This is a genomic window from Hephaestia sp. MAHUQ-44 (assembly GCF_023806085.1).
Classification (GTDB): Bacteria; Pseudomonadota; Alphaproteobacteria; order Sphingomonadales; family Sphingomonadaceae; genus Sphingomonas.
In genome coordinates, this window is sequence record NZ_JAMSLX010000004.1 from 160971 (window position 1) to 186485 (window position 25515).

Genomic DNA, 25515 nt, shown 5'->3' on the forward strand with positions numbered 1-25515 from the left:
GCGCCCGCCGAGCGGTATCAGAACAAACTTTGATCAAGGCACATTATTTGAAACGGGGTGTGGCGATGCCGCACCCCGTTTCAGCTGTGTCTTCGGTTTTGAGGTTGTCCCACCGGCATTGCCGCATGGTGGAAACGAGCGTTAGCGGCCGCGCCGCACGGTCTCGAAAAAGCCTTCGCCGCCCATCTGGCCGCCCTTGAGCACCAGTTCGAGGCCATCGACCGCGGGCTCGGCGGCGTGCGCGCGTACCAGCGGCGCGCCGCGTTCCATCGGCGCGGCCCAGGTCAGTGCATCGATTCCCAGTTCGGCGACGCCGTGGCTGGAGGTGTCGCCGCCCGCGAACAGCACGCGGCGCAGCTTGTGTTGCCGGATCGCGCCCAGCGCGACACGGCCCAGCGCCGCGCCCAGCCGGTCGCCGGCGGCGGGTGCGGTCTTGCCAAGCGGGCCTTCGGCCGAATGGATCACGCACCGCCCGTTATTTTCGAGGGCGGCGTTGGCGGCGTCGATCAGCCGGGCTTCTTCGCCACTCTCACCGCGCACCAGCGCGGGCACATCGGCGCGGACGCCGACATAACCGTCGGCCAGCCCGCAGGCGATCTGCGCTGCCGTTACCGGGGAACAGCTGCCGCTCACCACCAGCATCCGATCGACCTCAGCGGCGCGCTCGGGGGGCGCAGGAGGGGCTACGACGCCGCTCGCCTGCCAGGCCATCACCAGCGCGCGCGTGACGCCCGAACTGCCCACCGCGAAGCGGGTGCCGCGCGCCTGCATCAACTCACCGGCAACCGCGAGGCTGGGCATGTCGATACCGTCGAACAGCACCGCGCCCTCGGTCACCGCATCGAACAGCGCGGGGGCCGCGCCGGCTTGAATGCGGTCGATCGGCACCAAGGCGATCGGCATGTCGGTCTGCGCGGCGAGATGACGGCGCAGGTCGGCCTCGTGCATCGGCGTCACCGGATGGCGCGCCATCGTCGGATGACGATCGATACGGAACACCTCGTCGCCACCGGCAACCGCGAACAGATTGCCGAACACGACATAGCGGCCCAGATGCGGGGCGCCGACGAGGATCGGAACGACGCCGCCGAACTGGCGCGCGCCGATCTCCATCGCGCGGCCAATCGATCCCGTCTCGGGGCTCGAATCGAAAGTCGAACAGGTCTTGTAATGGAGTATCGCCGCGTCGCCGATCGCCGCGAAGGCGTCGGGCAGGTTGGCGTCCATCCATGCCGGCGATCGGCTGCGGCTGTCGCCGGCAAGGCCGATCGCGCGCGCTTCGGGGAAGCGCGCGCGCAACGCGGCGTCGGGCGCGCGCAGGAACAGCACCGCAGGCACGCCGCCCTCGGCAAGCTGTTCGAGGACGTCGGTCGATCCGGTGAAATCGTCGCCGTAATAAGCGTAGAGCGGTGTCACCCGGCGAACGCCGCCACGGCCTCGCGCAATTCGGGCGATTCCTTCGCGGCATCGGCCAGCGGCACGCCCGCCACGGCCGCATCCCATGCCTGGCGCAGCGCGGTGACCCCTGCCGCCGGCCCACCTGGATGCGCGAGGATGCCGCCGCCTGCTGCATAGATCAGATCGACCGATTCGAGCGCCGCATAGGTGGCGTGTGCCTGCTTCACCGATTGGCCCGATGAGAAGACCGGCATGATCTCGCAGCCGTGATGCGGCGCGTCGAACATCGGCGTCAGGCATTCACGCGCGGAGGCGATCACGCTTTCATTGGTCTCGCAGAATTTGTTGTCGATGCCGTTGACGTGGCTGTGGTCGATCCCGGCCAACCGCCACAGCTTCTGGAAGGCGAGATAGCTCATGCCGATCGCGGGCGACCGCCCGAGCATGCCCCAGCCGTTGCGATGGCCGTGGATCGGGAGCTGCGAATGCGCGCGCAGCACCTTCATTGCGGGCAGGCCGATCGAGTTCATGCTCGCCATGATGCAGGTGCCGCCCTGCGACAGCACGTAATCGTGACGTGACAGCATCTCGTCGATGTCGCCGGTCAGATTGGCGGCGAACATCACTTTCTTGCCGGTCCGGTCGGCATGGTCGTTGATGACGCGCATCACCGCCGCCACGCGCGCCTCGAACGGGCAGGCGGGGCCGTCGCTTTGCAGTTCGTCGTCCTTGATGAAATCGATCCCGGCGGCGAGCAGGCCCTTGACCTGTGCCGCGGTCGCTTCGGGATCGAGCCCGACGCTCGGCTTGATGATCGTGCCGATCATCGGGCGATCGTGGACGCCCGCCAGTGTGCGGGTGCCCGCGACCCCGAACTGCGGGCCCTGATAGCGTTCGAGGAACACCGGCGGCAGCTTGAGATCGAGCAGCTTGAGCCCCGAAAAAGCCTTCAGTTCGGAAAGATTGCCCGCAACGGTGGCGAGCAGATTGGGCAGCGACGGCCCGAAATTATGGACCGGCCATGACAGCACGACCCGTGCGGTGCGTCGCCGCCCGTCGCCGCCGCCCTTGGGCAGGCCGGCGCCGGGCAGCGACGGCGCGGCCGCGTCTCCCAGCTCCTCGATCGATTCGACCCGCGCGCTATGCGCTTCGCGCAGTGCGTCGGTCTCGCCGGGGACGCGCACGAAGGTGCCCGTCGATTGTTCGCCCGCCATCGTTTCCGCCGCGTGCGCGAGCGGAAACGCTGTTTCGATCCAGTAAGTTGCGAAGACGCGGTCCATCATCATGCGATCTTGAAGTAGGTGTTATAGCGCTCGGTATCGATCGCATAATAAGGCACGAACACCAGATCCCGCCCGTCGACACCGGCGCGATACGCCTGGTCCTGGTTGGGGATCGGGGCCAGCGCACCGGGCAGCGCGATGGTCTGGTTCTCGATGCCGTCCCACGGGTTGACGCCGACATACATCACTGCACCGCGCATGACGGCGGCGAGGTTCGGGTTCTGGTCGTCGATCGACAGCGTGCGCAGCGGCTGCGGGATGACGAGGTCGATCGTGTCGCCCGCCTTCCACGTCCGCGACAGCGCGGCCAGCGTACCCGGCTTGACGGCCTGCTTCTGGCCGTTGACCGCCAGCGTTGCGCCCTTGGTCCAGGCCGGGATGCGCAGCTTCATCGTGAAGCGGCCATTGCCCGCCTTGCGCACGGTGAGGCGCACGGCGTCGGTCTGCGGGTAGTTCGTCTCCTGCGCGACTTCGACGGCACCGCCGCTGCGATCCCATTTGACCTGCGACGAGGCGTACATGTTGACGACCAGCGTGTCGTCGTCGTGGAAATAGAGCCCGCGCACATAATCGGCGACACCCTGGACCAGCGTCCCCGAGCAGCACGGCCATTTGCGGTGATAATAGAGCTTCTCGCCGCCGGGGCCGTAATTCGAATAATAAGGATATTCGCCGTCGCTGTCGGGCAGGCGGGTAGCGAGCATCGTGTTGTAGAGCATCCGCTCGAGCCCGTCGCCATATTGCGCCTCACCGGTGAACGAGGTGAGGTAGCGCGCGAGCTTCATGTCAGCGAACGCGCCGCACGGCGTCTCGAAATGCGCCTTCGAGGTCTTGAGGCTTTCGGCGAGCAGGCCCTTGCCAAGTTCGACGAACTGCTCCTCCGGCCCCCAGCCGCCCGAGGCGTAGCGCTGCGGCTCCATGAACTTCCACGCGTTGATCAGCGCGGTGCGATATTTGGGGTCGCCGAGATGGCGATAGGCCTGTGCACCCGAGCTCAGCGCGACGGTGTGGCTGTACGCATGCTTGGTCGGCAGCACGTCCTGGCCCGCCGCGAGCGGATCGAACCATTCCTTGTTGAGCAGATAATGGACCGCCATCGCGCGGTATTTGTCGTCGCCGGTGATGTCGGCGACGTGGAACAGGTTTTCCGACAGGACGTAGGTTTCGTCCCAGGGCGGATCGACCTTGCCGATCCGGTCGACCGATACCGGTGAGATATAAGGCAGGCACTTGTCGATGACGATCGGCAACAGGTCCTTTGCCTGCGTGACGCCGCTCAACTGATAGGCATCGACCAGCGCGACGACATATTTGTCCATCACATAGGCGGCCCAATTGTCCTGCGAGCCCTTGCCGGCATAAGGGCTCTTGGCCTTGATGATGGTTTCGGCAAAGCCTTCGACCAGCGTCGCGACCTTGGCGTGCGCGGCGGCGTTGTTGGTGGTCGCCGCGTAGCGCGCGATCCCCGAGACATACTGGCCGAACGCGAGCCCGGGCACGAAGCCATCGGCGTCATACCAGCCACCCATGTCGGGGCCGGGCGCGGGCAGGCCGGCATTCTGGCGGAAGACCTTGAGGATACGATCGTTGTCGAGCGCGAGATAATGCGAATGGATGCGGTCGTAATGTTCCTTCATCCGCCCGGTGCCGGTCAACTGGACCGCGCCGTAGGCGAATTCGTGAAGTACTTCCTTGCCGCGCATCGCCGCATTGGCCGCGTTCGCAAAGCCCGCCATCGGCAGGACTGCGGCACCGGCCGCGGTGGTTGCGCATGCCGCGCAGTGGAAGAAACCGCGCCTCGAAACGCCCTCGTTCACATTGCTCTCCATCGTGAAGCCCCTTGGGATCAGACTTATTGCTGGCGCTCGCAGCGCTCAAGGCTATAACTAGCCATATCATAATACAAATGGCAAGAGGCGTGGTATGATCTGTAGGCCAGTTATTGCGGCGCTCGCGTTGGCAGCGAGCTTCTCGGTAATTCCGGGGGTGGCGCTTGCGCAGACTCCGGCAGATTTTCCTGGACGTGCAACCGGTTACGCTGATGTTCCGGCGATTGCAGTCGGGGCTGCCTGGTACCCCGAACATTGGCCTGAATCGCGTTGGGAAACCGATCTCAAGCTGATGAAAGCCACCGGATTCAATACGGTACGCCTTGCGGAGTTCGCGTGGAGCCGGATGGAGCCCGAGGAAGGCAAGTTCGATTTCGCCTGGCTCGATCGCGCGATCGCGGCCGCACAGCGGCATGGCTTCATGGTCGTGCTGGGCACCCCCAGCGCCGCGCCACCTGCATGGCTGACGCAAAAATATCCCGATACGCTGCGCGTCGATGAAAACGGGCGGCGCGCCGGGCACGGCGGGCGCCGTCATTTCTCGTTCGCCAGCAAGCGCTATCGTGAGTTGTCGCGCCGGATCGCGGTCGAGATGACCAAGCGCTACGGTCATCATCCGGCGGTCGTCGGCTGGCAGATCGACAATGAAGTCGGCCCGGCCTCGTTCGACGCCGAATCGGTCGCCGCGTGGCATGCCTTCCTCAAGGCGCGCTACGGCACGATCGACGAACTCAACCGCCGCTGGACGACCCAATATTGGAGCCAGTTCTACAACGATTTCGATCAGGTGCCGTTGCACCAGACCGGCCAGCAGAACCCCGGCCTGTTGCTCGATTTCCGGCATTTCACCACCGCGACCTGGACCGATTTCATCCAGAATCAGGCCAGCGCGATGCGACCGCTGATCGATTCGCGGTCGTTCATCACCACCAACACGATGTATTGGAACGCGGGCTTCGATCATTTCGTCCTGCACCGCGATCTCGATATCGCGTCGTGGGACAATTACATCCCCAACGGCCGGCCCGATTGGGTCTCGAACGGCGCCAATCACGATCTCGTGCGCGGCTATAAGCAGCGCAGCTTCTGGCTGATGGAGACGCAGGCGGGGCATGTCGATTGGGGCACGATCAATCGCGCGCTCGATCCCGGGCAGGTTCGCGAGATGGGCTGGCAGGCGGTGGCGCACGGCGCCGATGCCGTGCTCTACTGGCAATGGCGCCCGGCGGCGAACGGGCAGGAAACCTATTACGGCACCGTGCTGGGGCAGGACGGCAAGCCCAATCTGATCCAGCCCGAAATCGCGAAGATGTCGACCGAAATGACCGGTGCGGCGGCGCTGCTCGCCGATACCCAGCCGACCGCGCAGGTCGGCATGATCTATTCGTTCGACAGCCGCTGGGCGCTCGATCTCCAGCCGCACAACAAGGAATATGATCCGATCAAGGCGTTCACCGATTTCTATCGGCCGCTCCGGGTCCAGTCGCAGGGCGTGCACGTGCTCGCCCCCGATGCCGATTTCAGCGCCTATCCGCTGGTGGTCGCACCCCATATCAACGTCATCACCGCCGCGCAGGCCAAGCATCTCGAAGCCTATGTCCGGGGCGGGGGGCACCTCGTTCTCGGGGCGCGCTCGGGGATGAAGGACGACGCCAACGCCTTGTGGCCCGAGCGTCAGCCGGGGCCGCTCGCGGCCCTGCTCGGCGCGCGGGTGGCGCAATATTATGCGCTCGACGAAGATGTCGGGATCACCGGCACGATCAATGGCAAGGCGTCGCTCTGGGCCGAGGCGATCGAGCCGAGCGCGCGCGACGTGCGCACGCTGGCGACCTATCGGGATGCCGGCGGCTGGCTCGACGGCAAGCCTGCGATCGTGACCCGCAAGGTCGGGCGCGGCAGCATCACCTATGTCGGTGCGCTGCTCGATCCCGAGACGATGGCGAGCCTCGCCACCTCGTTGCTGGCTGACGCGAAGATCACGCCGATCATCGCGGGCGCGCATCCCGATTTCGAGATCGCCGAGCGTGCGGGCGGCGGCAAAAGGGTGCTGATCGCGATCAACCACGGCGATGTCGCGCATCCGCTCGCGCTGCCCGCAGGGGCCCGGCCGGTCAGCGGTGATTGGGCGAACGGCAGCGTCGCCGCGCACGGCGTCGCGTTGTTCGAACTGGCGGCCAAGGCACGGTGATGCGGCGGATCACATTCGCCGCGGCACCGCTGCTGTGCCTGGGAATGATCGCCGGCGCACACGCCGCCGCGGTCGAGCATTGGGTGCCCGGATGGGCGGCGGCGCCGATCGGCTATGAGCCGGCGATCCGCGACGGCCTCGGCCGGCCGTTCAACGCCGAGACGGTGCGGCAGGAACTGCGCGTCGGGGTCGCCGGATCGACGGTGCGCGTGCGGCTCAGCAACGAACTCGCTGATGTGCCGCTGCGCATCGGCGCGGCGTCGATCGTGCGGCTGGATGCGGCAGGCAAACCCGTCGCGGGCAGCCTGCGCGTGCTGACCTTCGGCCGGGCCGCCGACATATCGGTGCCCGCGCGGGCACCGATCGTGTCCGATCCGCTCGCCTATCCGGTCAAGGCGGGCGAGCGGCTCGCGGTCTCGGTCTATTTCCCCGAAGAGGTTGCGCTGCCCGCGCACGCGCAGATGGTCGATATCGTCGCCGGCAACGCCACCGGCGCCCTCGATCTGGCCGCACCCAAGCGCGTGCGTGCATCGGGCGTGGTCAGCGGGCTCGAGATCGGCGGCAGCGCCGCGACTCGCGTGCTGGTGACGTTCGGCGATTCGATCACCGAGGGGGCGGGCGCGACGCCGGGCAAGGCGATGAGCTGGCCCGATCAACTCGGTCGGCTGCTCCTGACGAACCCCAACGGGCGCTGCTGGGCGGTCGCCAATCAGGGCATCAGCGGCAATCGCCTGCTGAGCAGCGGACGCGGCCCCAACGCCTTGTCGCGCTTCGATCGCGACGTGCTGTCGGTGCCGGGCGCAACGCATGTCGTCGTGCTCGAAGGCATCAACGACATCGGCAAGGTCAAAGACCCGAGCAAGGATTGGCAGCCCCCCGCCGATCAGCTTATCGTCGCCTATGAGCAGCTTCTGACCCGCGCCAAGGTGCGCGGCCTCAAGGTGATCTTCGGCACGCTGCTACCCTATGAGGGCGCTGCCTATGCCGATGCCGCGGGCGAGCAGCGGCGGCAGACGGTCAACAGCTGGCTCCGCGCCAACGTGGCCCGCTTCGACGGGCTGATCGATTTCGATCGCGCGATGCAGGAGCCGGGCAAGCCGACTGTGATGCGCTTGTCCGATCAGATCGGCGACAATCTCCACCCCAATGACGCCGGCTATACCCGCATGGCCGAGGCCGCGTTGCCGGTCGTGCTGGCGCAAGGCTGCGGCGCCTGAAACGAAACCGGGCCGGCAAGCGGATCGCTTGCCGGCCCGGTAGTCGCTGTACCCGATGGAAGCGGTTTTAGACCGCCGCCTCGAACAGGTAACGGCCCGAACCCAGCGACAGCGTCGTCTCACCTCGCCGATCGGTCGCGCCCGAAACACCGCGCGCGCGCGCCGCAGGCGCGCCATCGACGCGCAGCTTCGCGAGCGACGTGGGCAGCGTCACCGAGGCGACGGCACCTGCGGGAACGGTGATGTCGAAGCGCACCGCCGAACCGTTGCGGCGCCACGCGCTTCGCACCGGCCCCAGCACCGAATCGTAGCTCGCCTCGGCGGAATCGAGCCCCGGGACGAGCTGCGGCGCGATCGTCAGCGTCGTCGCCGCCTTGCTCCAGAAGTCGAGCCGGATGCCGGCGAGGCCGTTGTACAGCCACGCCAGCGCATGGCCGAGCATGAAGTGGTTCTGCGAGCCGCCGTTGCGGGGGTCCCAATTCTCGGTCAGCGCGGTCGCGCCTGCCATGATCTGCGCGCCATAGCTCGGTGCCTCGGTGCGCGAGAGCATTGCATGGAGGACGTCCGACCGGCCGTTTTCGCCCAGCGCCCGCACGACATAATGGAAGCCGACGTCGCCTGCCGTTACCTGATTGCCGCGCGACTGGATGTCGGCGACCAGCGCGGCGAGCACGCGGGCCTCTTGCCCCGCCGGCACCATGCCCAGCGCGAGCGGCATCGCGTTCGCGGTCTGGCTGTTGCGGTCGTAATTGCCCTTGGCCGCGTTGAAGAAGGCCGCGTTGAAGGCCGCCTTCACATGCTGCGCACGCCTGGCGAAATCGGCTGCGTGGGCGGTGTGGCCCAGCAAGGTGGCGATATCCACCAGGCAGGTGAGCATCTGATAATAGGTCGCGGTGCCCGTGACCCCCATCGTCGTCAGCGTGGGGTGGATGTTGTCCTCACGCTTTTCCCGCCGGCCCGGCGCGAGATCGAGCCAGTCGCCCAGCCCGTAATCGACCAGCCCGCGATCGGTGCGCTTGCTCTCCATATAATCCGCGTAGCGCTTCATCGCCGGATAGCCGATGTCGAGCACGCCGCGGTCGCCGTAGAATTGGTACGCCTTCCACGCCCCGATCACCACCGTGCCGCCCCATTCGGGCGAATCGCGGAAGATCTCGTCGACACCGGTGAACTGGACGAATTCGGGCGCGATCTCGGGGATCTGGCCGCTCGGCAGCTGCGCGTCGGCAATGTCGGCGAGCATCTTTTCGTACATCGTGATCCCGTCCTCGACATAGAGGACGGTCTCGGCGTTGAGATGCGTCTGTTCGAGCCAACCCAGTTTCTCGCGGTGCGGGCAATCGGTGAATACGCTCGCGGTATTGCTCAGTACCGCCTGCTTGATCAGATCGTGCGTCTGCACGAGCAGCTTCTGGCTCGAATCGAACCGCCCGCCCTGATGCAGTTCGGTATGGACGAACTCGCTTGCCAGCGCGACGACGGCAATGTCGTTCGGGCCCGCACGATCGGCGGGTTTCGCGCCCTCGACCTGGAGGTAGCGCGAGCCGCAATAGGTGAAGCGCGGCCGCCAGGTCTCGTCACCACGCCCGGCGAGCGTGTAATTGTAGTTCACGGGCAGGTTAGGCCGCGCGCCGATGCTGCGCGGGTCGATCAGCCCGTCGGCGCCGAGCACTTCCGAAGGGCTCAGCTTGATCGTGCTGCCCGCCGGGCCGCGCACGGTGAGCACCGGGCGGCTCGAGCAATTCTTGCCGAAATCATAGACGAACACGCCGGGTCGGGGCTCGGTGATGGCGACCGTGGGATAGGTGGTACCCACTGTCATCGGCGGGATGCCCTGCGGCTTCAACGTGCCTTCGGGGCCATCGACGACGAGCACGGGAGCCCAGCCGTCGCGCGCGGCATTCGGGCGGTCCCAATCGGCGATCTCGCGCCGGGCGTCGTGATCCTCGCCGCCGAAGATCGACGAAAACACGATAGGCCCTGGCCGCGTCAGCCATTGGTCGTCGCTGCCGACGATCTCGCGGCTGCCGTCCTCATAGGTGATCGCGAGCTGCGCGATCAGCCGCAACTGGCCGAAGGTGCCGACGAATTTCTTGTACCGCGTCGCGACCTGCTCAACATTGTACATGCCGTTGCCGAGCATCACGCCCAGCGCGTTGGCGCCCGGCTGCAACATCTCGGTGACGTCGTAGCTGTTGTAGAGCACGGTCTTGCGATAATCGGTCCAGCCCGGATTGAGCAGCGAGGCACTGGTCTCGCGCCCGTTGATGCTCAACTGATAATGGCCAAGCCCGCTGATCGAGATGACCGCGTGGCGAACGGCCTTGTCGACCGTGAAGCCGCGCCGGAACAGCGGCATCACCTTGGGGCCGGGGTTGTCGGCGCCCTTGCGCGATTCGGCGATATGAACCGGCCAGCCCTTGTCGGCGGCGATCCATTTCGCCTGCCAGCCGTCGGTAACCCCAGTGATGAAGCGCTCGGGTGCACTCCAGGTCGAGGCCTTGCCGTCATCGCTCCACAGCATCACCGCCCACCAATAGGGGGTCTGTGCCGCCATCTTCAGGTCGCGGTCGGGGCGCGCGCTGAGCGCGCGCCCCGCCACTTTGCCGCTATCCCACACGTCGCCACTGCCCGCCGCGGCCTTGGCCGCGCTGCTGGCAACCACGATCCGCCACGCCGATTGCCGCACGCCCTGGGCGGCCGGATCGGTCGCCTCTGCGGTCCAGGTGAAGCGCGGGCGCGGTGCGTCCACGCCTTCCGGCCGCCGGCGCCATTCGACGCGCGGTGTTATCGGCCGCAGCGTCCCCGCAGGCGCGCCGAGCGCGACATTGGGAACCAGCGACGAGGCCAGCGTGGCGGCCATCAGGCCACGGCGAGTGAGATGCGGCATGGACATTAGCGAACGACCCTGACGAGATAGTGGGTGGTGACGGGGGTGCCGACGGCGATCTCCCAGCCCGGCTCGATCATGCGACCCTTGATCTCGGGGCCGATCGGGCGTGCCGAACCATCGAGCGGCTGGGCGAACACGCCCACCGCGCCTTCGAGATCCTTGAGCTGGATCCAGCCCGTGATCGGCTCGATCACGGTGGGGGCGGTGCCCCAATTGGTCAGCATCGCGCGACGCTCGTCCCATTCGGCACCGGTATTCTCGACCTTGCCGGTGGTGGTGAGCAGCATCCGATCGGAGAGGTTGAGCGGCTTGTTGTCGAGCGACGACAGCGTGATCGCAGCAAATTTATTGCGGATGTCGGCCGAGAGGTTGCGCGTCTGCACCTTCTCATTGGCGCTGACGAACCCGACCAGCGCCTGGGTGCGCGGGGCGTTGATGCTGAAGATTCCGTCCTTGCCGTCGTCGGTCTTCCAGCTCAGTTCACCGGTGTCGGAGACGATCGGATTCATCGCCGGCAGCGGGGCGGGCAGGCTGGGCTTGCAATCGAGGCACGACACGCGCGAGCCGTGGACCAGCGGCAGCTTCATGTCGAAGCCGGGCGTATAATAAGGCATTGCCGCGCGCGGCATCCGCGACGCCTCGTTGACCTGATCGGTCGAGTAGGAGCGCGTCATCACCTGTTTTGCAGCCGCGACGTCGCCGCGCAGGAAGATCATCGAGCCGACGGGCATCTGCGCCATCTTCGCCGGATCGAGCGTGATGTCGAAATGGTCGCCGATCATCGGCGTCCACTTGCCGCTGATCTTGGTCTCGAAGGTGTAGAAGAAGATGCCATCCCAATCCTGGAGCGCCGCATAGGAGGCGAGGATGGGGATCATCTCGGAACCATAGTCACTCGGGTACGGGTGGTTGACCTCGCTCACGGTATACGGCTTGTCGCTGGCGGCCGAGCGCGCGAGCTTCTGGATGATCGACAATTCGGGGGTGTTGACCATCGGCTCGTTGCGGCGGCCATAGATCGCCGGGTGCTGCCAATAGACGTGCGCATCGAGCACGTCGGATTTCATCGCGGTGCGCATCAAGGGCTGGTTGGCGATGAAATAGGTGTGATCGGCGAGCGGCACGATCGGCGATTTGACGCCGACTTCATCCTTGAGGAAGCGCTTCATCTCGGCGTGGAAGTCGATCTCGACCTGGGTCACGAAATCGATCTCGGCATCGAGCCGCAGGCGCGGCGCATCGGGGTGATCACCGCGGCGCATGAACGGGATCTGCCCACCCGCAGCGACACCCGCCATCTGGCGCAGTTCGGCAATCTGGGCAGGCTTGCGGTTCTTCGCCAGCCAATCGTTATACATGCCGACGAGCAATGCCTGATAATGCGGCGTCATATCGAGTTGAAGGTTCGCGCCGCCTTCGACGCGCTCGCCGCGCAGCCAGTTGCGCATCCAGAATTCGAGCAGCGAATTCTCGTTGACCACCTCGACGGTCATCACCGCGGGATCATCGGCATAGCGTAGCCCGGTATAAGGGTTGGTATGCCCCAGCAATTGCTTGGCATAATCCTTTTGCAGCGCGATCAATTCGGGGCCGAAATAGGTATAAGCCTTGGCGTTGCCGATCAGCTCGGCATCGGGCACGCCATCACCGGGCATGAAGCGGCGCCCGACGTTGAGGTTGAAATTGACGTAGATGCCGTTCTTCTTGAGCTGCGCGATGTAATAATCGAGATTATCGAGCCGCTCGCGATTGAATTCCTGGCTGTTGTCGACATCGCCGCGGATCAGCCCGCGCGGGGCGTGGGTGAACGGGCCCGCCTTGGGCGACCGCTCGGCGCCTTCGTTGCGCACGGCGTTTTCGGTATCGGGGCGGTCGATGAAGTGCAGCCGCACGCAATTGACGCCAAGCCGCGCCAGTTCGGCGGCATAGATCTCGGCATCCTTATGCGACGGGATTTGCTCTGAGCCCACGGCCCAGCCGGTCATGTTCACGCCCCAGCAGCGGAAGCGCTCGCCATTGGGGCGATAGAAATGGCCGTCCTTGATCTGGATGAAGCCGTCCTTGCCGGCGGGGCCATCGAGCAGGAAGCGCACGTCGGCGGCCGAATCGACCCGCAGTTCGTGGTTCACCGGGAAGGGCTGGAGCGGAATTTCCTGCGCCCAGGCTGATCCCGAAAATGTGCCCATGAGCCCCGCGATTACGCCGGCGCTGATCATCTTTTTCATGCTTCCCTCCCTGTGCAGGCTATCCTGCAGTTGTCCCACAAAATGCGACGATATGACACATTATGGCAATTCAAGCCGGGCTTATACGGCTTGATCTCATTATACCAGATTGGTGTTGTACTCATCACACCATTTCTGTAAATATTGTGAACCAATATCCCATAAAGTGGGAATCGTGCGGTAAGCATATGGGGTGGGGCAGTTTGTCGCCGCTGAGATGGCGACACAGTTAGGGGAGGATTATCGTGTCTTTTGGAAAACTCAGGTCCGGCGCAGCCCTGTGCGCCCTTATCGCCGTCGCGGCGCCGTCATGGGCGCAGGGCCAGGCGATCAGCGATCAGGCGGATGTGGCGAGCGACAGCATCATTGTCACCGGCGTCCGCGCCAGCCTGCGGAGTGCGCAGGAAATCAAGCGCAATTCTGACTCGATCTCTGATTCGATCGTTGCCGAGGACATTGGCAAATTGCCCGACGTCAACGTCACCGAAGCGCTCCAGCGCATCACCGGCGTGCAGATCGGTCGCGATTACGGCGAGGGGTCGAGCGTGATGATTCGCGGGCTCACGCAGGTCGAGACCACGCTCAACGGCCGCGAAGTGTTCACCGCCGGCGCCGGCCGCACCTTCAATTTCCAGGATCTGGCCGCCGAGCTGATCTCGGGGATCGACGTCTATAAGGCGCCGACCGCCGATCTGGTCGAAGGCGGGATCGGCGGCACGATCGACGTTCGCACGCGCATGCCGCTCGATTTCGACGGTTTCACGCTCTCGGGCAGCGCGCGCGCGCGGTACAACGACCTGGCCGACAAGGTGTCGCCGCTGTTCTCGGGGCTGGTCTCGAACCGTTGGAGCACCGGGATCGGTGAGATCGGCGTGCTGGTCGCTGCGACCTATCAGGAGCGCGCGTTCCGCAACGACACGATCTCGTCGGGCGCCCCCATCGGCCGCACCGATATCATCGCCGGCCGGACGATCGCCACCCCCGACGGCACCTACAGCCCGTCGATCATCGGCAACCGGACCCGCAAGGGCGTCGATGCCGCGGTGCAATGGCGCCCGACCGACGAACTCGAGATCTATGCCCAGGGCAATTATTCGAAGTTTGAGAACATCACCGATCAATGGGGCCTGAACATCCGCGCCGCGGCGAACTCGTCGCCAACGGTCGCCCCGATCCCGGGCAGCTTCACCACCTTCGACGGCACCGACATCTTCAAGTCCGGGTCGTTCGCCAATAACCGTGTGACAGCCTTTGCCGCGGCGCGCGATGTCTATGATAAAAACCAGACTTATGCGATCGGCGGCAAGTGGAAGCGTGACGGGCTGCAGTTGAAGGCCGACGTCAGCCGGACGACGTCGACCAACGATCTGTCGTACACCGATCTCGGCATCACGGCGGTCGCCCCCAAGACGCACCAGGACAATTCGGGCTCGGCCCCCTCGATGATCGTCGAGGGCGTCGATCTGACCAAGCTGAGTTCATACAATCTCGGCAGCTACACGCTGAGCGAGAACCATTATAAGGGTAACATGTGGGCGGCGACGTTCGACGTGTCGCAGGAACTCGACGGCCCGATCACGCAGATCGCGGCGGGTTTCCGCTATGCCGATCGCAACGCCTATTTCACCCCGGTTCGCTTCTTCTCGGCCACGCCGGGTTCGCCGTCGGCGAGCAACTTTGCCGATCTGTTCGAGCCGACGCATACGCCCGACTTCTTCACCAAGAAGGGCAATGTGCCGTTCACGCGCGATTTCCTCGTTACGAAGACCGATCTGCTGCGCAACGATTTCGAGGGTATCCGTCAGCGGCTCGGCTTTACCGCCGTGCCGAGCGTCAATCCGTTGTCGACCTTCGACATCGGCGAAGAGGTCAAGGCGATCTACGGTCTGGCCAAGTTCGAGGTCGATCCCGGCATCCGCATCGACGGTAACGTCGGCCTGCGCGTGGTTCACACGCGCGGCAGCCTGATCGGTAACGTCGCGACCTATGTCAAGGACGCCGACGGCAAGCTGACGCAGGACGGGTATCGGGCGCTCAATCGCAAGTCCGAATATACCGACTGGCTGCCGTCGCTTAACCTGCGTGCGCACCTGACGGATGATCTCCAGCTGCGCCTGTCGGCGTCGAAGACGCTTACGCGGCCGGATTTCAACAATCTGTCGCCGTCGGTCACGGTAGTGCCGGCGTCGGGCCTGGCGAGCTCGGGTAATCCCGATCTGCAGCCGTTCCGCTCGGACAATCTCGATGCCTCGCTCGAATATTATTTCGGCGACAGCAGCTCGGTCTATGTGGCGGGCTTCTACCGCAAGGTGAAGGGCTTCCTGTCGAGCTCGGCGACCGCGGGCGTGGTCATCGACGGCAACGCCTATACGCTGACCCAGCCGATCAATGGCGGCAACGGGACGATCAAGGGGATCGAGGTCGGCTATACGCAGTTCTTCGATTTCCTGCCGGGGTTGCTCAGCGGGCTGGGGGTCCAGGCCAATTACACCCACGTCAAGAGCGTCTCGCCGAGCCCGCTGGCCGGGCAAACGCTGCCGCTGCCCAATCTGTCGCCGAACAGCTACAATCTTGTTGCGATGTACGAGAAGGGCCCGGTTTCGGCGCGCGTCGCGTACAATTATCGCAGCACCTTCTACTCGGGGCTGGCCTATCTGAACGGTGGGCTCGGCGTCGCCTCGAACTTCCGCAAGGGTTATGGTTGGCTCGATGCCTCGGCGTCGGTCGATGTCACCAGCCAGGTGGCGCTGACCTTCGAAGGCAGCAACCTGACCCGCACCAAGTCGGTAACCTATTTCGGCAATCCGCTTCAGCCCAACGGCCGGTCGTACGACGATCGCCAGTTCACCGTGGGCGTCCGCTTCCACTGGTAAGCCCAGTGGCCGGGGCGGCGGCGATCGGTCGCGGCCCCGGCATCTGCCCCCGCTTCGGCGGTTCGGCCAGCGTCCTTCGGGACGCTGGCCGATTTTTTTGCGAAGCGGGTTTGAGCGTGGACGCAGGAACGGGCGGCGCTCACGTCACAAAGCAAGAGCGGCGATCCAAGAATATCGGATCGCCGCTCTATTTTATCGTGCTCTGTGCCAGGGGCGGCACGTGATCCCACCGTTTTTCTTGCGGCATCGAAAGAAAGAACGGCCCTTCGACAAGCTCAGGGCGAACGGATCAGATTTGACGCCGCGCGCCCTAGCGGACGACCCTGACGAGATAGTGGGTGGTGGCAGGCGTGCCGACGGCGATCTCCCAGCCCGGCTCGATCATGCGGCCCTTGATCTCGGGGCCGATCGGGCGCGCCGAACCGTCGAGCGGCTGGGCGAATACGCCCACCGCGCCTTCGAGATCCTTGAGCTGGATCCAGCCCGTGATCGGCTCGATCAGCGTCGGGGCACCGCCCCAGTTGGAAAGCATCGCGCGGCGCGCATTCCATTGCTGACCGGTATTCTCGACCTTGCCGGTGGTGGTGAGCAGCATCCGATCGGAGAGGTTGAGCGGCTTGTTGTCGAGCGACGACAGCGTGATCGCCGCGAAGGCATTGCCGATGTCGGCCGAGAGGTTGCGCGTCTGCACCTTCTCATTGGCGCTGACGAACCCGACCAGCGCCTGGCTGCGCGGCGTATTGACGCTGAAGATCCCATCCTTGCCGTCGTCGGTCTTCCAACTCAGTTCGCCGGTGTCGGAGACGATCGGATTCATCGCCGGCAGCGGGGCGGGCAGGCTGGGCGTGCAATCGAGGCACGACACGCGCGAGCCGTGGACCAGCGGCAGCTTCATGTCGAAGCCGGGCGTATAATAAGGCATCGCCGCGCGCGGCAGCCGGGCTGCTTCGTTGACCTGATCGGTCGAGTAGGAGCGCGTCATCACCTGTTTTGCGGCCGACACGTCGCCGCGCAGGAAGAGCATCGCGCCCGCGGGCATCTGCGCCATCTTGGCGGGATCGAGCGCGATGTCGAACTCGCCGGTGATGTGCGGGGTCCATTTGCCGTGCAGCTTGGTCTCATAGGTATAGAAGAAGATGCCATCCCAATCCTGAAGCGCGGCGTAGGAGGCGAGGATGGGGATCATCTCGGCGCCATAGTCGCTTGGGTAAGGATGGTTGACCTCGCTCACCGTGAACGGCTTGCCCACCGTCGCGCTACGCGCGAGCTTCTGGACGATCGACAATTCGGGGGTGTTGACCATCGGCTCGTTGCGACGGCCATAGATCGCCGGATGCTGCCAATAGACATGCGCATCGACGATGTCGGATTTCATCGCGGTACGCATTAGCGGCTGGTTGGCGATGAAATAGGTGTGATCGGCGAGCGGGATGATCGGCGATTTGACGCCGACTTCATCTTGCAAGAAGCGCTTCATCTCGGCATGGAACGCGACTTCGACGTGGGTCACGAAGTCGAGCTCGGCATCGAAGCGGAGGCGCGGCGCATCGGGGTGGTTGCCACGGCGCATCAGCGGAATGGGCTGACCGGCGGCAACCCCTGCCAACCGGCGCAGTTCGGCGATCTGGGCGGGCTTGCGGTTGGCCGCCAGCCAGTCGTTGTACATGCCGATCAGGATCGCCTGATAATGCGGCGTCATATCGAGCTGGTGGTTGGCGCCGCCCTCGACGCGCTCGCCGCGCAGCCAGTTGCGCATCCAGAATTCGAGCAGCGAATTCTCGTTGACCACCTCGACGATCACCACCGCGGGATCGTCGGCATAGCGCAGCCCGGTATAGGCGTTGGTGTGGCCCAGCAGCTTCTTGGCATAGTCCTTTTGCAGCGCGATCAACTCGGGGCCGATATAGGTATAGGCCTTGGCGCTGCCGATCAGCTCGGCGTCGGGCACGTTATCGCCGGGGCGATAGGTGCGCCCGACGTTGAGGTTGAAATCGACGTAGATGCCGTTCTTCTTGAGCTCGGCGAACATGAAATCGAGCCGGTCGAGCGCCTCGGGATCGAACACCTGCGAGGTCGGCCCATCGGCGATCAGCGCCGACGGCATCTGCTTGACCGGCACCGGATCGGGGCCGAGATCGCCCGCGGGCTTCACCGTCTGCGTCTTGGGCAGATCGAGGAAGTGCAATCGCACGCAATTGATGCCCAGTCGGGCCAGTTCGGCGGCCATTTCGGTCGCCTCGGTGTGGGGCGGGATTTGCGCCGATCCCAGGCTGAAGCCGGTCAGATTGACGCCCCAGCAGCGGAAGCGCTTGCCGTCGGGACGATAGAGATGGCCGTCACGGACCTGAATGAAGCCGTATTTGCCAGCCGGGCCATCGAGCAGGAAGCGCGCATCGGCGGCCGAATCGACGCGGAGTTCGTGGTTCACGGGGAACGGCTGGAGCGCGATCTCCGATTGTGCGGCGGCACCTGTCGCAGCCAGTGTTGCCCATGCCGTTGCGGTCGCGAGAATCGTCTTCGTCCGGCGGTGTATTATGCTCATCGTGTCCTCCCCCATGTTAAAATGGCCGTGGCACCCGAGGGGGCCACGGCCATATTTTGTATTCCGCTTATTTAAGCTCAGCTGGTCCGGATGCGGAGCGCGTAGGGGAAAGCCCCGTCGCCCACCGCGGGGAGCGTGATCTTCAGCCCCTCCGGCGTCTGCTGCCACTTGATCTTGCCGCCATCGAGCAGTTCGATGCTCTTGATCGGCGCGTTGAGATACGGATTGCCCGCGTAGAGCGTCTTGATCAGCACGGCACCGTTTTTCGGCCGCTCAAGGCCCATGGCGTAGAGATTGTCGCCCTTGGTCGTGAAGCGGATGTCGTCGACGCCAAAGCCCTTGGTCGCCGATTCCTCGACCTGCCCGCCAACCCGGACCTGGCCCGATTTGGTCGATCCCTCGCCGAAATATTTGAACGGGCGAGTGTCGTAAATCGCTTCGCCATTGACCTTGAGCCAGCCGCCCATGCCCTTGAGCACCGAGGCGATTTCCTCGGGGATGGTGCCGTCGGCCTTGGGGCCGACGTTGAGCAGCAGGTTGCCGTTCTTGCTGACGATGTCGATCAGATCGGCGATCAGCGACGGCGCGGTACGATAGGTGTCGTTCTGGGCATAGCCCCAGCTGTGGACGCTGACCGAGGTATCCGACTGCCACGGCGTGAGCTTGAGCGCGTCGGACTTGCCGCGCTCCATGTCGAACATCGCGCTGCCTTCGGCGAATTGCGAGCCCTTATAGGCGATGATGCCCTGCTCGTACTGCTTGGCGGTCTTGTTGTAATAATAAGCCGCGGTGTCGCGCATCAGCGGCTCGTACACGGGCGCCGAGGTCCACCAGTCGAAATAGATCAGCTCGGGGCTGTACTTGTCGATCAGCTCGGTCGTGCGCGCCTGCCAGTCGTTGAGGAATTCCTTGCTCGGCGGCATCCAGTTCTGGAGCTGGCCGCTGTCGGGCCAGGCGGTCGACTTGTCGGCGGGCAGGCCGGTGCGCTGCGCCGGGCCGTAAATGCCGAAATTCTTCGGGTCATTGACGTCCGAATCGAACGTGCGGCCCATATGGTACCACCACGAATGCTCGGCGCGGTGCGACGACAGGCCGAAGTGCATGCCCTTGGCGCGCGCGGCCTTGGCGATCTCGCCGACCACGTCGCGCCTGGGGCCCATGTCGGCGGCGTCCCAGACGGTGAGATCCGAATCGTACATCGCGAAGCCGTCGCAATGCTCGGCCACCGGGATAACGTATTTCGCGCCGGCATCGGTGAACAGTTTCACCCACGCATCGGGGTTGAACTTCTCCGCCTTGAACATCGGGATGAAGTCCTTGTAGCCGAACTTGGATTGCGGCCCATAGGTCTTCAGATGGTGCTCATAGGCCGGGTTGCCCGGCACATACATGTTGCGCGAATACCATTCGTTCGCGAACGCGGGCACCGAATAGACGCCCCAATGGATGAAGATGCCGAACTTGGCGTTGCGGAACCAATCGGGCGTCTTGTAGCCCGCGCGCAGCGAATCCCAATCCGATTTGAACGGCCCGCTGGCAATGCCGGCCTGGACAGCCTGCAGCTTGGCCTCGACCTTGGCTTCATAGCCGGGGACAGTCGTCTGCGCGGCGGCGCCGCTTCCCATCATCGCGAGCGCGGACACGGAAATCACCGCAGCCCGCCTGATCGCACCGCTGATACGAGCCATCAGGCCCTCCCATAAAACTTTCCTCCCCGACCGTCGGGGATGGTATGACCAGTTAGCCATGGGGGTGCATGGGCGGCAAGCAAAATCCACTTTACGGATGTGGGTGCCATATATTGATACATATTTCGCGCACGAACGCCGCGGTCGGAGACGAATCGAGTGTCCGAGCGGCGCGATGCCGCGCCGGCCGATTCGCCGCCTTACTCGTCCGTGCGCGACGGTTCCTGCCCGAGCGCAAGGTTGATGCGCTGCGCGGTGGCGAGCACGTCGGCGCTCAGCGTCGCCATCCGCGCCTCGTCCATATATTGCGCGGCGCTCGACACGCTGATCGCGGCGACGGTACGCCCCGAGGCATCATGGATCGGCGCGGCGACGCAGCGGATCTGATCCTCATTCTCCTCGAGATCGAACGCGCAGCCCGCCGCGACATAACGGCGCATCCGCTGTTCCCAGGTCGCATAATCGGCGCCTGGCACGCCGCGCGCCTGATCGTCCTCGAACAGGTGGCGCCAATGCGCGGGCGCAAGATCGAGGAGCAGCGCCTTGCCCAGCCCGGTCGAGGTCAGCGGATGGCGATCGCCGATGCGGCTCGAAATCTCGACGCGCCGCCGCCCCGAAATCTTGTCGAGATAGAGCGCGCGATCGGTATCGAGCCGACCGAGATGCACGGTATCGCCGGTGCGCGCCGCCAGCGCTTCGATATGAGGGCGCGCGACCTGGATCAGATTGACCTGGCTTTGCGCGACGAAGCCGAGGTGGAGCAGCTTGGGGCCGAGGCGATAGCCCTTGCGCGGCATGAAGATCAGGAAACCGCGATCGATCAGCGCGGTCGCCAGCCGGTGGGTGGTCGAGCGCGTCAGCCCCATCCGCGCGGACAATTCGGCCAGCGCGATGGGGCCGTCGACGACCTGATCGAGAATATCGAGCCCGCGCAGCAGCGTCTGGCTGCCCTTCGGCCCGATCTTCTCGTGCCCCGTCTTCTCATGATTGTCGTCCGATGCCACCGCCGTGCTCATTATCCCCGCCCCTTCGCTTTTTAGAATCGCGATTCGCCCGGACGGACGGATCGGTTCGGCTCCGCTTTAGCGGAGTCGCTTCCTCCCCGGTATCATATGTTGGGAATTAATGTCAGCTTCGGCCGATTATCCTCAAAAATCAAGCATCGCCGCTGGTTTGGGCCCGCCGGTCGCCCAATCGAGCAGTTCGACGATATGGACGACGGGCACGCTGGCGCGCTGGCCGATCTGCATCGCGCAGCCGATATTGCCGGTGGCGATGACGTCGGCGCCCAGCCGCACCAGATTGGCGGCCTTGCGATCGCCGAGCTGGCCCGCGATCTCGGGCTGGAGGATATTGTACGTCCCGGCCGAGCCGCAGCACAGATGCGCCTCGGCGGGGGTGCGCACGGCATAGCCGGCGTCGGCGAGCAGGCGCGGCGGTGCGGTTGTGACCTTCTGCCCATGCTGGAGCGAGCAGGCGGCGTGATAGGCGACCGTTAGCCCGCGGCCGTTGCCGGGGGGCAGCGGAATGTCGGCGAGCAATTCGCTCACATCCTTGGCGAGCGCCGATACCCGCGCTGCCTTGTCGGCATAAGCGGGGTCGTTGCGCAGCATGAAGCCATAATCCTTGATCGTCGTGCCGCAGCCCGAGGCGGTGATGACCACCGCTTCGAGCCCGCCGTCGTCGGCCAGCGCGGTCCAGGCATCGACGTTGCGCCGGGCTGCGGCCAGGCTGGCCTCGTCCTTGCCCATATGGTGGACGAGCGCGCCGCAGCAGCCCTCGTCGGGGGCGAACACCACGTCATAGCCCGCGCGGTTGATCAGCCGCACCGTCGCGGCGCGAATCTCCGGGCGCAACACGGGTTCGGCGCACCCTTGCATCAAGGCGATCCGCCCGCGTCTGCCCGCGTCGGGGGCGGGCGAGGGCAGCGCGGCCGGGGCCGGCGGCACGCGCTTGGGCGCGAGCGCCAGCATCGCGGCGATCGGCTTCAGCGCCGTCACCCGTGCAAACAATGGCGTCGCGGGCCGCGCGAACCGCGCCAGCGCCAGCGCGAGCCGGAACCGCCGCGGATAGGGCAGCACCTGCGCCAACAGCGATCGCAACAGCCGCTCGTGCAAGGGGCGGCGATAGCGCTCCTCGATATAGGCGCGCGCATGATCGACGAGGTGCATGTAATTCACCCCCGAGGGGCAGGTCGTCATGCACGACAGGCACGACAGGCAGCGGTCGATATGTTTGACGACCTCGGCCGAGGGCGTGCGCTCGTTTTCGAGCATGTCCTTCATCAGATAGATGCGGCCGCGCGGGCTATCGAGTTCGTCGCCGAGCAGGACATAGGTCGGGCAGGTCGCGGTGCAGAAGCCGCAATGCACGCATTTGCGGATCACGGCTTCGGACGCGGCCATCGCCGGATCGACAAGCTGGTCGGGGGTGAAGTTGGTCTGCATAGTCTAGGGTTCGGCCCCATTATTAAAGAGGATCGAGACAGCCCTGTCCGGGATGCTGTGGGAGGAGGATCGCGAGGAACGGGGCTTGCCCCCCGTTCGAGTGGTCCGACGCGCCGCAGCGCCCGGACAGGGCTGCCGCGAAGCGGTGGGACGAAAAGGGCCGCTGGCGCGGTCGGGCGCTTGCCAGATAGCCCCGCTATCTGGCTGCGCGCCCTCTCTCCCAGCGACCCTTTTCGTCTCCATCTCGACCTCTTTAATAATGGGTCCGAGCCCTAGAAGCGTCCGGTCTCGAACACGCGCGCCGGGTCGAAAGCGCGGCGAACGCGTTCCTCGAGGGCGGCCACGCCCGGCGCGGGCGGGTGCAAGGCGGGGGTGGCGGCGCGCCGCGCCTCGGGGGCGCGGATCAGCATCGCATGACCGCCCGCTGCTGCCGCGGCGGCGCGGACCAGCGCGGGATCGCCATCGAACGCGATCCACACCAGCCCGCCCGCCCAATCGAACAGCCAGCGCGCGCCCAGCGGTTCGAGCGCGGCGACGACCGAGGGTGCGCCGCTGGGGGGCACGTTGACGCGCCACAAGCATGTATCGCCCGCCAGCGGCGCGACGGTGCGCAGCGCTGCCCAGCAGGCGGCGTCCTCGTCACCGTCGCGCGCGATCACCGCGCCGTGCGTGCCGAGCAGGCTTTCGATCATCCCGCACCGCGCCGCCACCGACGGCCCGAAGCCGAGCAGCCGCAGCAAGGTGAGCGATTGCCCGTGGTTGAGCGCGGCGGGCAGATAGGCCGCTGCGCCGACCTCGGCCTGCGATCCCATCGCCGCCGCCATCAGGCGGACGGCCGCCGCCGGATCGAGCCCGGCAATCGCGCGCGTCGCCGCGATCGGCGCGCGCGGCAGCACCTTGAGCGTCATTTCGGTGATCGCGAACAGCCGCCCCCGGCTGCCCGCGGCGAGCTTGGGCAGATCATAGCCGGTGACGTTCTTGACCACCTTGGCGCCGCCGACGAACAGATCGCCGCGCCCCGATACCGCGCGCAGGCCGAGCAGGTGGTCGCGCGCGGCGCCGCCCGACAGCCGCAGCGAGCCCGAGACGCCGGCGGCGACCACGCCGCCGATCGTCGCCGCGCCCGCGGTGCCGCCCAGGATCGGCCCGTGATCGAACGGATCGAACGCGAGCATCTGCCCGCGCGCCGCGACCAGCGCCTCGACCTCGGCGAGCGGGGTGCCGGGGCGCACCGTCAGCACCAGTTCGGCGGGATCGTAATCGACCACGCCCGCGATTGCCGACAGATCGAGCACCTTTGCGTCGGGGCGCGGCGCGCCGATCGCCGCCTTGCTGCCGCCGCCTTTGATGTCGAGCGTCGCGCCGCTGCGGATGGCCTCGGCGATCGCGTCGCGGACCTCTTGTTCGGTTGTCGGCCGCATCAGAAGCGCGGCAGATCGGGATGCGGCACCTGGCCGCGGTGGATGTGCATCCGCCCCAGTTCGGCGCAGCGGTGCAGCGTCGGGAACACCTTGCCGGGGTTGAGCAGCCCCTTGGGGTCGAACGCGCATTTGACCCGCTGCTGCTGCGCGAGATCCTCCTCGCTGAACATCTCGGGCATCAGATCGCGTTTCTCGACGCCGACGCCATGTTCGCCGGTCAGCACCCCGCCGACCTCGACGCACAGCCGCAGGATGTCGCTGCCGAACGCCTCGGCACGGTCGAGTTCGCCGGGCTTGTTGGCATCGTAGAGAATCAGCGGATGAAGGTTGCCGTCGCCGGCATGGAAGACATTGGCCACGCCAAGCCCGTAGGTTTTCGACAATTCAGCCATCCGTTCGAGCACTTCGGGCAGCCGCCGCCGCGGGATCGTGCCGTCCATGCAATAATAATCGGGCGAGATCCGCCCCACCGCCGGGAACGCCGCCTTGCGCCCGGCCCAGAAGGCGAGGCGTTCGGCCTCGTTGCGCGAGGCGCTGAGTGTGGTCGAGCCGTTGGCCTCGGCGATCCGCGTGACCTCGCCGATCAGATGGTCGCATTCGGCGCCGACGCCGTCGAGCTCGACGATCAGCAACGCCTCGACATCGAGCGGATAGCCGACCTTGACGAACGCCTCGGCGGCTTCGATCGCGAGCCGGTCCATCATCTCCATGCCGGCGGGGATGATGCCCCCGGCGATCACATCGGCGACGCATTGCCCCGCGCTTTCGACGCTGGGAAAGCCGATGAGGAGCGCGCGCGCGCCTTCGGGCCTGGGCAGGATGCGCACCGTCACTTCGGTAACGATGCCGAGCAGCCCTTCGGAGCCGACCACCACGCCGAGCAGGTCGAGCCCGGCCGCATCGAGGTGCCGCCCGCCCAGCCGGACGACCTCGCCGTCCATCATCACCAGTTCGACGCCGAGCACATTGTTGGTGGTGAGCCCGTATTTGAGGCAATGCACCCCGCCCGAATTCTCGGCGACATTGCCGCCGATCGAGCAGGCGATCTGGCTCGACGGATCGGGTGCATAATAAAAGCCGCGCGCCTCGACCGCCTGCGTGACCGCCAGGTTGGTCACGCCCGGCTGCACCACCGCGAGGCGATCGTCATAATCCACCTCGAGCACGCGGTTGAACTTGGAGAGACCGAGCAGCACGCCGTCTTCGAGCGGCAGCGCCCCGCCCGACAGCGAGGTGCCCGATCCGCGCGGCACCACCTTGACGCCCTCGGCATGGCACCAGCGCAACACCTGCGATACCTGTTCGGTGGTTTCGGGCAGCACCACCACCATCGGCGGCTGGCGATAGGCGGTCAGGCCGTCGCTTTCGAACGGACGCAACCCATCGGGATCGGCGATGACGCCTTCGCCGGGCACGATTCGGCGCAGCGCGGCGACGATCGCTTCGCGCCGCGCGAGCACCGCGGCATCCGGCTCGGGCATTTTCAGGGTCATTCGTGCCTCTTAGCGATC

General features: G+C 65.5%; 14 protein-coding genes. 3 read left to right on the plus strand and 11 right to left on the minus strand.

Annotation, left to right across the window (positions count from 1 at the left end):
- Nucleotides 1-141: 141 nt before the first annotated feature.
- The 3 genes from NFE57_RS06165 to NFE57_RS06175 are packed head-to-tail and all read right to left on the minus strand — an operon-like array spanning nucleotide 142 to nucleotide 4510.
- Nucleotides 142-1416 carry a four-carbon acid sugar kinase family protein gene (locus NFE57_RS06165; protein WP_252134699.1) on the minus strand — a complete coding sequence of 425 codons (1275 nt, stop codon included), beginning with the start codon at nucleotides 1414-1416 and terminating at the stop codon, nucleotides 142-144.
- Nucleotides 1413-2681: a ribulose-bisphosphate carboxylase large subunit family protein gene (locus tag NFE57_RS06170; RefSeq protein ID WP_252134700.1), complete on the minus strand. Its 1269-nt coding sequence runs from the start codon at nucleotides 2679-2681 to the stop codon at nucleotides 1413-1415. The genes NFE57_RS06165 and NFE57_RS06170 overlap by 4 nt, the downstream gene beginning before the upstream one ends.
- Complete coding sequence (locus NFE57_RS06175; protein ID WP_252134701.1) at nucleotides 2681-4510, minus strand: beta-L-arabinofuranosidase domain-containing protein; 1830 nt, start codon at nucleotides 4508-4510, stop codon at nucleotides 2681-2683. The genes NFE57_RS06170 and NFE57_RS06175 overlap by 1 nt, the downstream gene beginning before the upstream one ends.
- Nucleotides 4511-4604: 94 nt before the next feature.
- Here NFE57_RS06175 and NFE57_RS06180 point away from each other — a divergent pair, with 94 nt between their 5' ends.
- Together NFE57_RS06180 and NFE57_RS06185 are read left to right on the plus strand one after the other, a co-directional pair.
- Nucleotides 4605-6698, plus strand: coding sequence for a beta-galactosidase (locus NFE57_RS06180; RefSeq protein WP_286207685.1), 2094 nt, complete (start codon nucleotides 4605-4607; stop codon nucleotides 6696-6698).
- The gene (locus tag NFE57_RS06185) at nucleotides 6698-7915 is read left to right on the plus strand and encodes an SGNH/GDSL hydrolase family protein (RefSeq protein ID WP_252134703.1); all 1218 of its coding nucleotides are present in this window, start codon (nucleotides 6698-6700) and stop codon (nucleotides 7913-7915) included. The genes NFE57_RS06180 and NFE57_RS06185 overlap by 1 nt, the downstream gene beginning before the upstream one ends.
- Before the next feature lie 67 nt (nucleotides 7916-7982).
- Here the strand turns inward: NFE57_RS06185 and NFE57_RS06190 are convergent, their stop codons facing one another.
- The gene (locus NFE57_RS06190) at nucleotides 7983-10805 is read right to left on the minus strand and encodes a family 78 glycoside hydrolase catalytic domain (protein WP_252134704.1); all 2823 of its coding nucleotides are present in this window, start codon (nucleotides 10803-10805) and stop codon (nucleotides 7983-7985) included.
- Between the two features lie 5 nt (nucleotides 10806-10810).
- Entirely contained in the window at nucleotides 10811-13033 is a 2223-nt protein-coding gene (locus tag NFE57_RS06195; protein ID WP_252134705.1) for a hypothetical protein, read from the minus strand.
- 245 nt (nucleotides 13034-13278) lie between these two features.
- Here NFE57_RS06195 and NFE57_RS06200 point away from each other — a divergent pair, with 245 nt between their 5' ends.
- Nucleotides 13279-15906, plus strand: coding sequence for a TonB-dependent receptor (locus tag NFE57_RS06200; protein WP_252134706.1), 2628 nt, complete (start codon nucleotides 13279-13281; stop codon nucleotides 15904-15906).
- A gap of 310 nt (nucleotides 15907-16216) precedes the next feature.
- On the opposite strand, the gene NFE57_RS06205 is transcribed toward NFE57_RS06200, so the two are convergent.
- The 6 genes from NFE57_RS06205 to NFE57_RS06230 all read right to left on the minus strand — a co-directional run bounded on the left by NFE57_RS06205 (nucleotide 16217) and on the right by NFE57_RS06230 (nucleotide 25497).
- Nucleotides 16217-18448 (minus strand): hypothetical protein, encoded by a 2232-nt coding sequence (locus NFE57_RS06205; RefSeq protein WP_252134707.1) that lies wholly within the window; start codon nucleotides 18446-18448, stop codon nucleotides 16217-16219.
- A 77-nt stretch (nucleotides 18449-18525) separates the two neighbouring features.
- Nucleotides 18526-20136, minus strand: coding sequence for an alpha-L-fucosidase (locus NFE57_RS06210; RefSeq protein ID WP_252134708.1), 1611 nt, complete (start codon nucleotides 20134-20136; stop codon nucleotides 18526-18528).
- A 200-nt stretch (nucleotides 20137-20336) separates the two neighbouring features.
- Nucleotides 20337-21152, minus strand: a complete 816-nt coding sequence (locus tag NFE57_RS06215) for an IclR family transcriptional regulator (protein WP_252134709.1) — start codon at nucleotides 21150-21152, stop codon at nucleotides 20337-20339.
- 132 nt (nucleotides 21153-21284) lie between these two features.
- The gene (gene glcF / locus NFE57_RS06220; protein ID WP_252134710.1) at nucleotides 21285-22583 is read right to left on the minus strand and encodes a glycolate oxidase subunit GlcF; all 1299 of its coding nucleotides are present in this window, start codon (nucleotides 22581-22583) and stop codon (nucleotides 21285-21287) included.
- A gap of 272 nt (nucleotides 22584-22855) precedes the next feature.
- Nucleotides 22856-24004 carry an FAD-binding protein gene (locus NFE57_RS06225; RefSeq protein WP_252134711.1) on the minus strand — a complete coding sequence of 383 codons (1149 nt, stop codon included), beginning with the start codon at nucleotides 24002-24004 and terminating at the stop codon, nucleotides 22856-22858.
- Nucleotides 24004-25497: an FAD-linked oxidase C-terminal domain-containing protein gene (locus tag NFE57_RS06230; RefSeq protein ID WP_252134712.1), complete on the minus strand. Its 1494-nt coding sequence runs from the start codon at nucleotides 25495-25497 to the stop codon at nucleotides 24004-24006. The genes NFE57_RS06225 and NFE57_RS06230 overlap by 1 nt, the downstream gene beginning before the upstream one ends.
- Between the last annotated feature and the right edge of the window lie 18 nt (nucleotides 25498-25515).

Coding starts and splice junctions, on each gene's coding strand:
- NFE57_RS06210 (WP_252134708.1), bottom strand. CDS start 20,136: ATGGCTCGTATCAGCGGTGCGATCAGGCGGGCTGCGGTGATTTCCGTG.
- NFE57_RS06185 (WP_252134703.1), top strand. CDS start 6,698: ATGCGGCGGATCACATTCGCCGCGGCACCGCTGCTGTGCCTGGGAATG.
- glcF (WP_252134710.1), bottom strand. CDS start 22,583: ATGCAGACCAACTTCACCCCCGACCAGCTTGTCGATCCGGCGATGGCC.
- NFE57_RS06190 (WP_252134704.1), bottom strand. CDS start 10,805: ATGCCGCATCTCACTCGCCGTGGCCTGATGGCCGCCACGCTGGCCTCG.
- NFE57_RS06215 (WP_252134709.1), bottom strand. CDS start 21,152: ATGAGCACGGCGGTGGCATCGGACGACAATCATGAGAAGACGGGGCAC.
- NFE57_RS06170 (WP_252134700.1), bottom strand. CDS start 2,681: ATGATGGACCGCGTCTTCGCAACTTACTGGATCGAAACAGCGTTTCCG.
- NFE57_RS06175 (WP_252134701.1), bottom strand. CDS start 4,510: ATGGAGAGCAATGTGAACGAGGGCGTTTCGAGGCGCGGTTTCTTCCAC.
- NFE57_RS06225 (WP_252134711.1), bottom strand. CDS start 24,004: ATGCGGCCGACAACCGAACAAGAGGTCCGCGACGCGATCGCCGAGGCC.
- NFE57_RS06180 (WP_286207685.1), top strand. CDS start 4,605: ATGATCTGTAGGCCAGTTATTGCGGCGCTCGCGTTGGCAGCGAGCTTC.
- NFE57_RS06230 (WP_252134712.1), bottom strand. CDS start 25,497: ATGACCCTGAAAATGCCCGAGCCGGATGCCGCGGTGCTCGCGCGGCGC.
- NFE57_RS06205 (WP_252134707.1), bottom strand. CDS start 18,448: ATGAGCATAATACACCGCCGGACGAAGACGATTCTCGCGACCGCAACG.
- NFE57_RS06195 (WP_252134705.1), bottom strand. CDS start 13,033: ATGAAAAAGATGATCAGCGCCGGCGTAATCGCGGGGCTCATGGGCACA.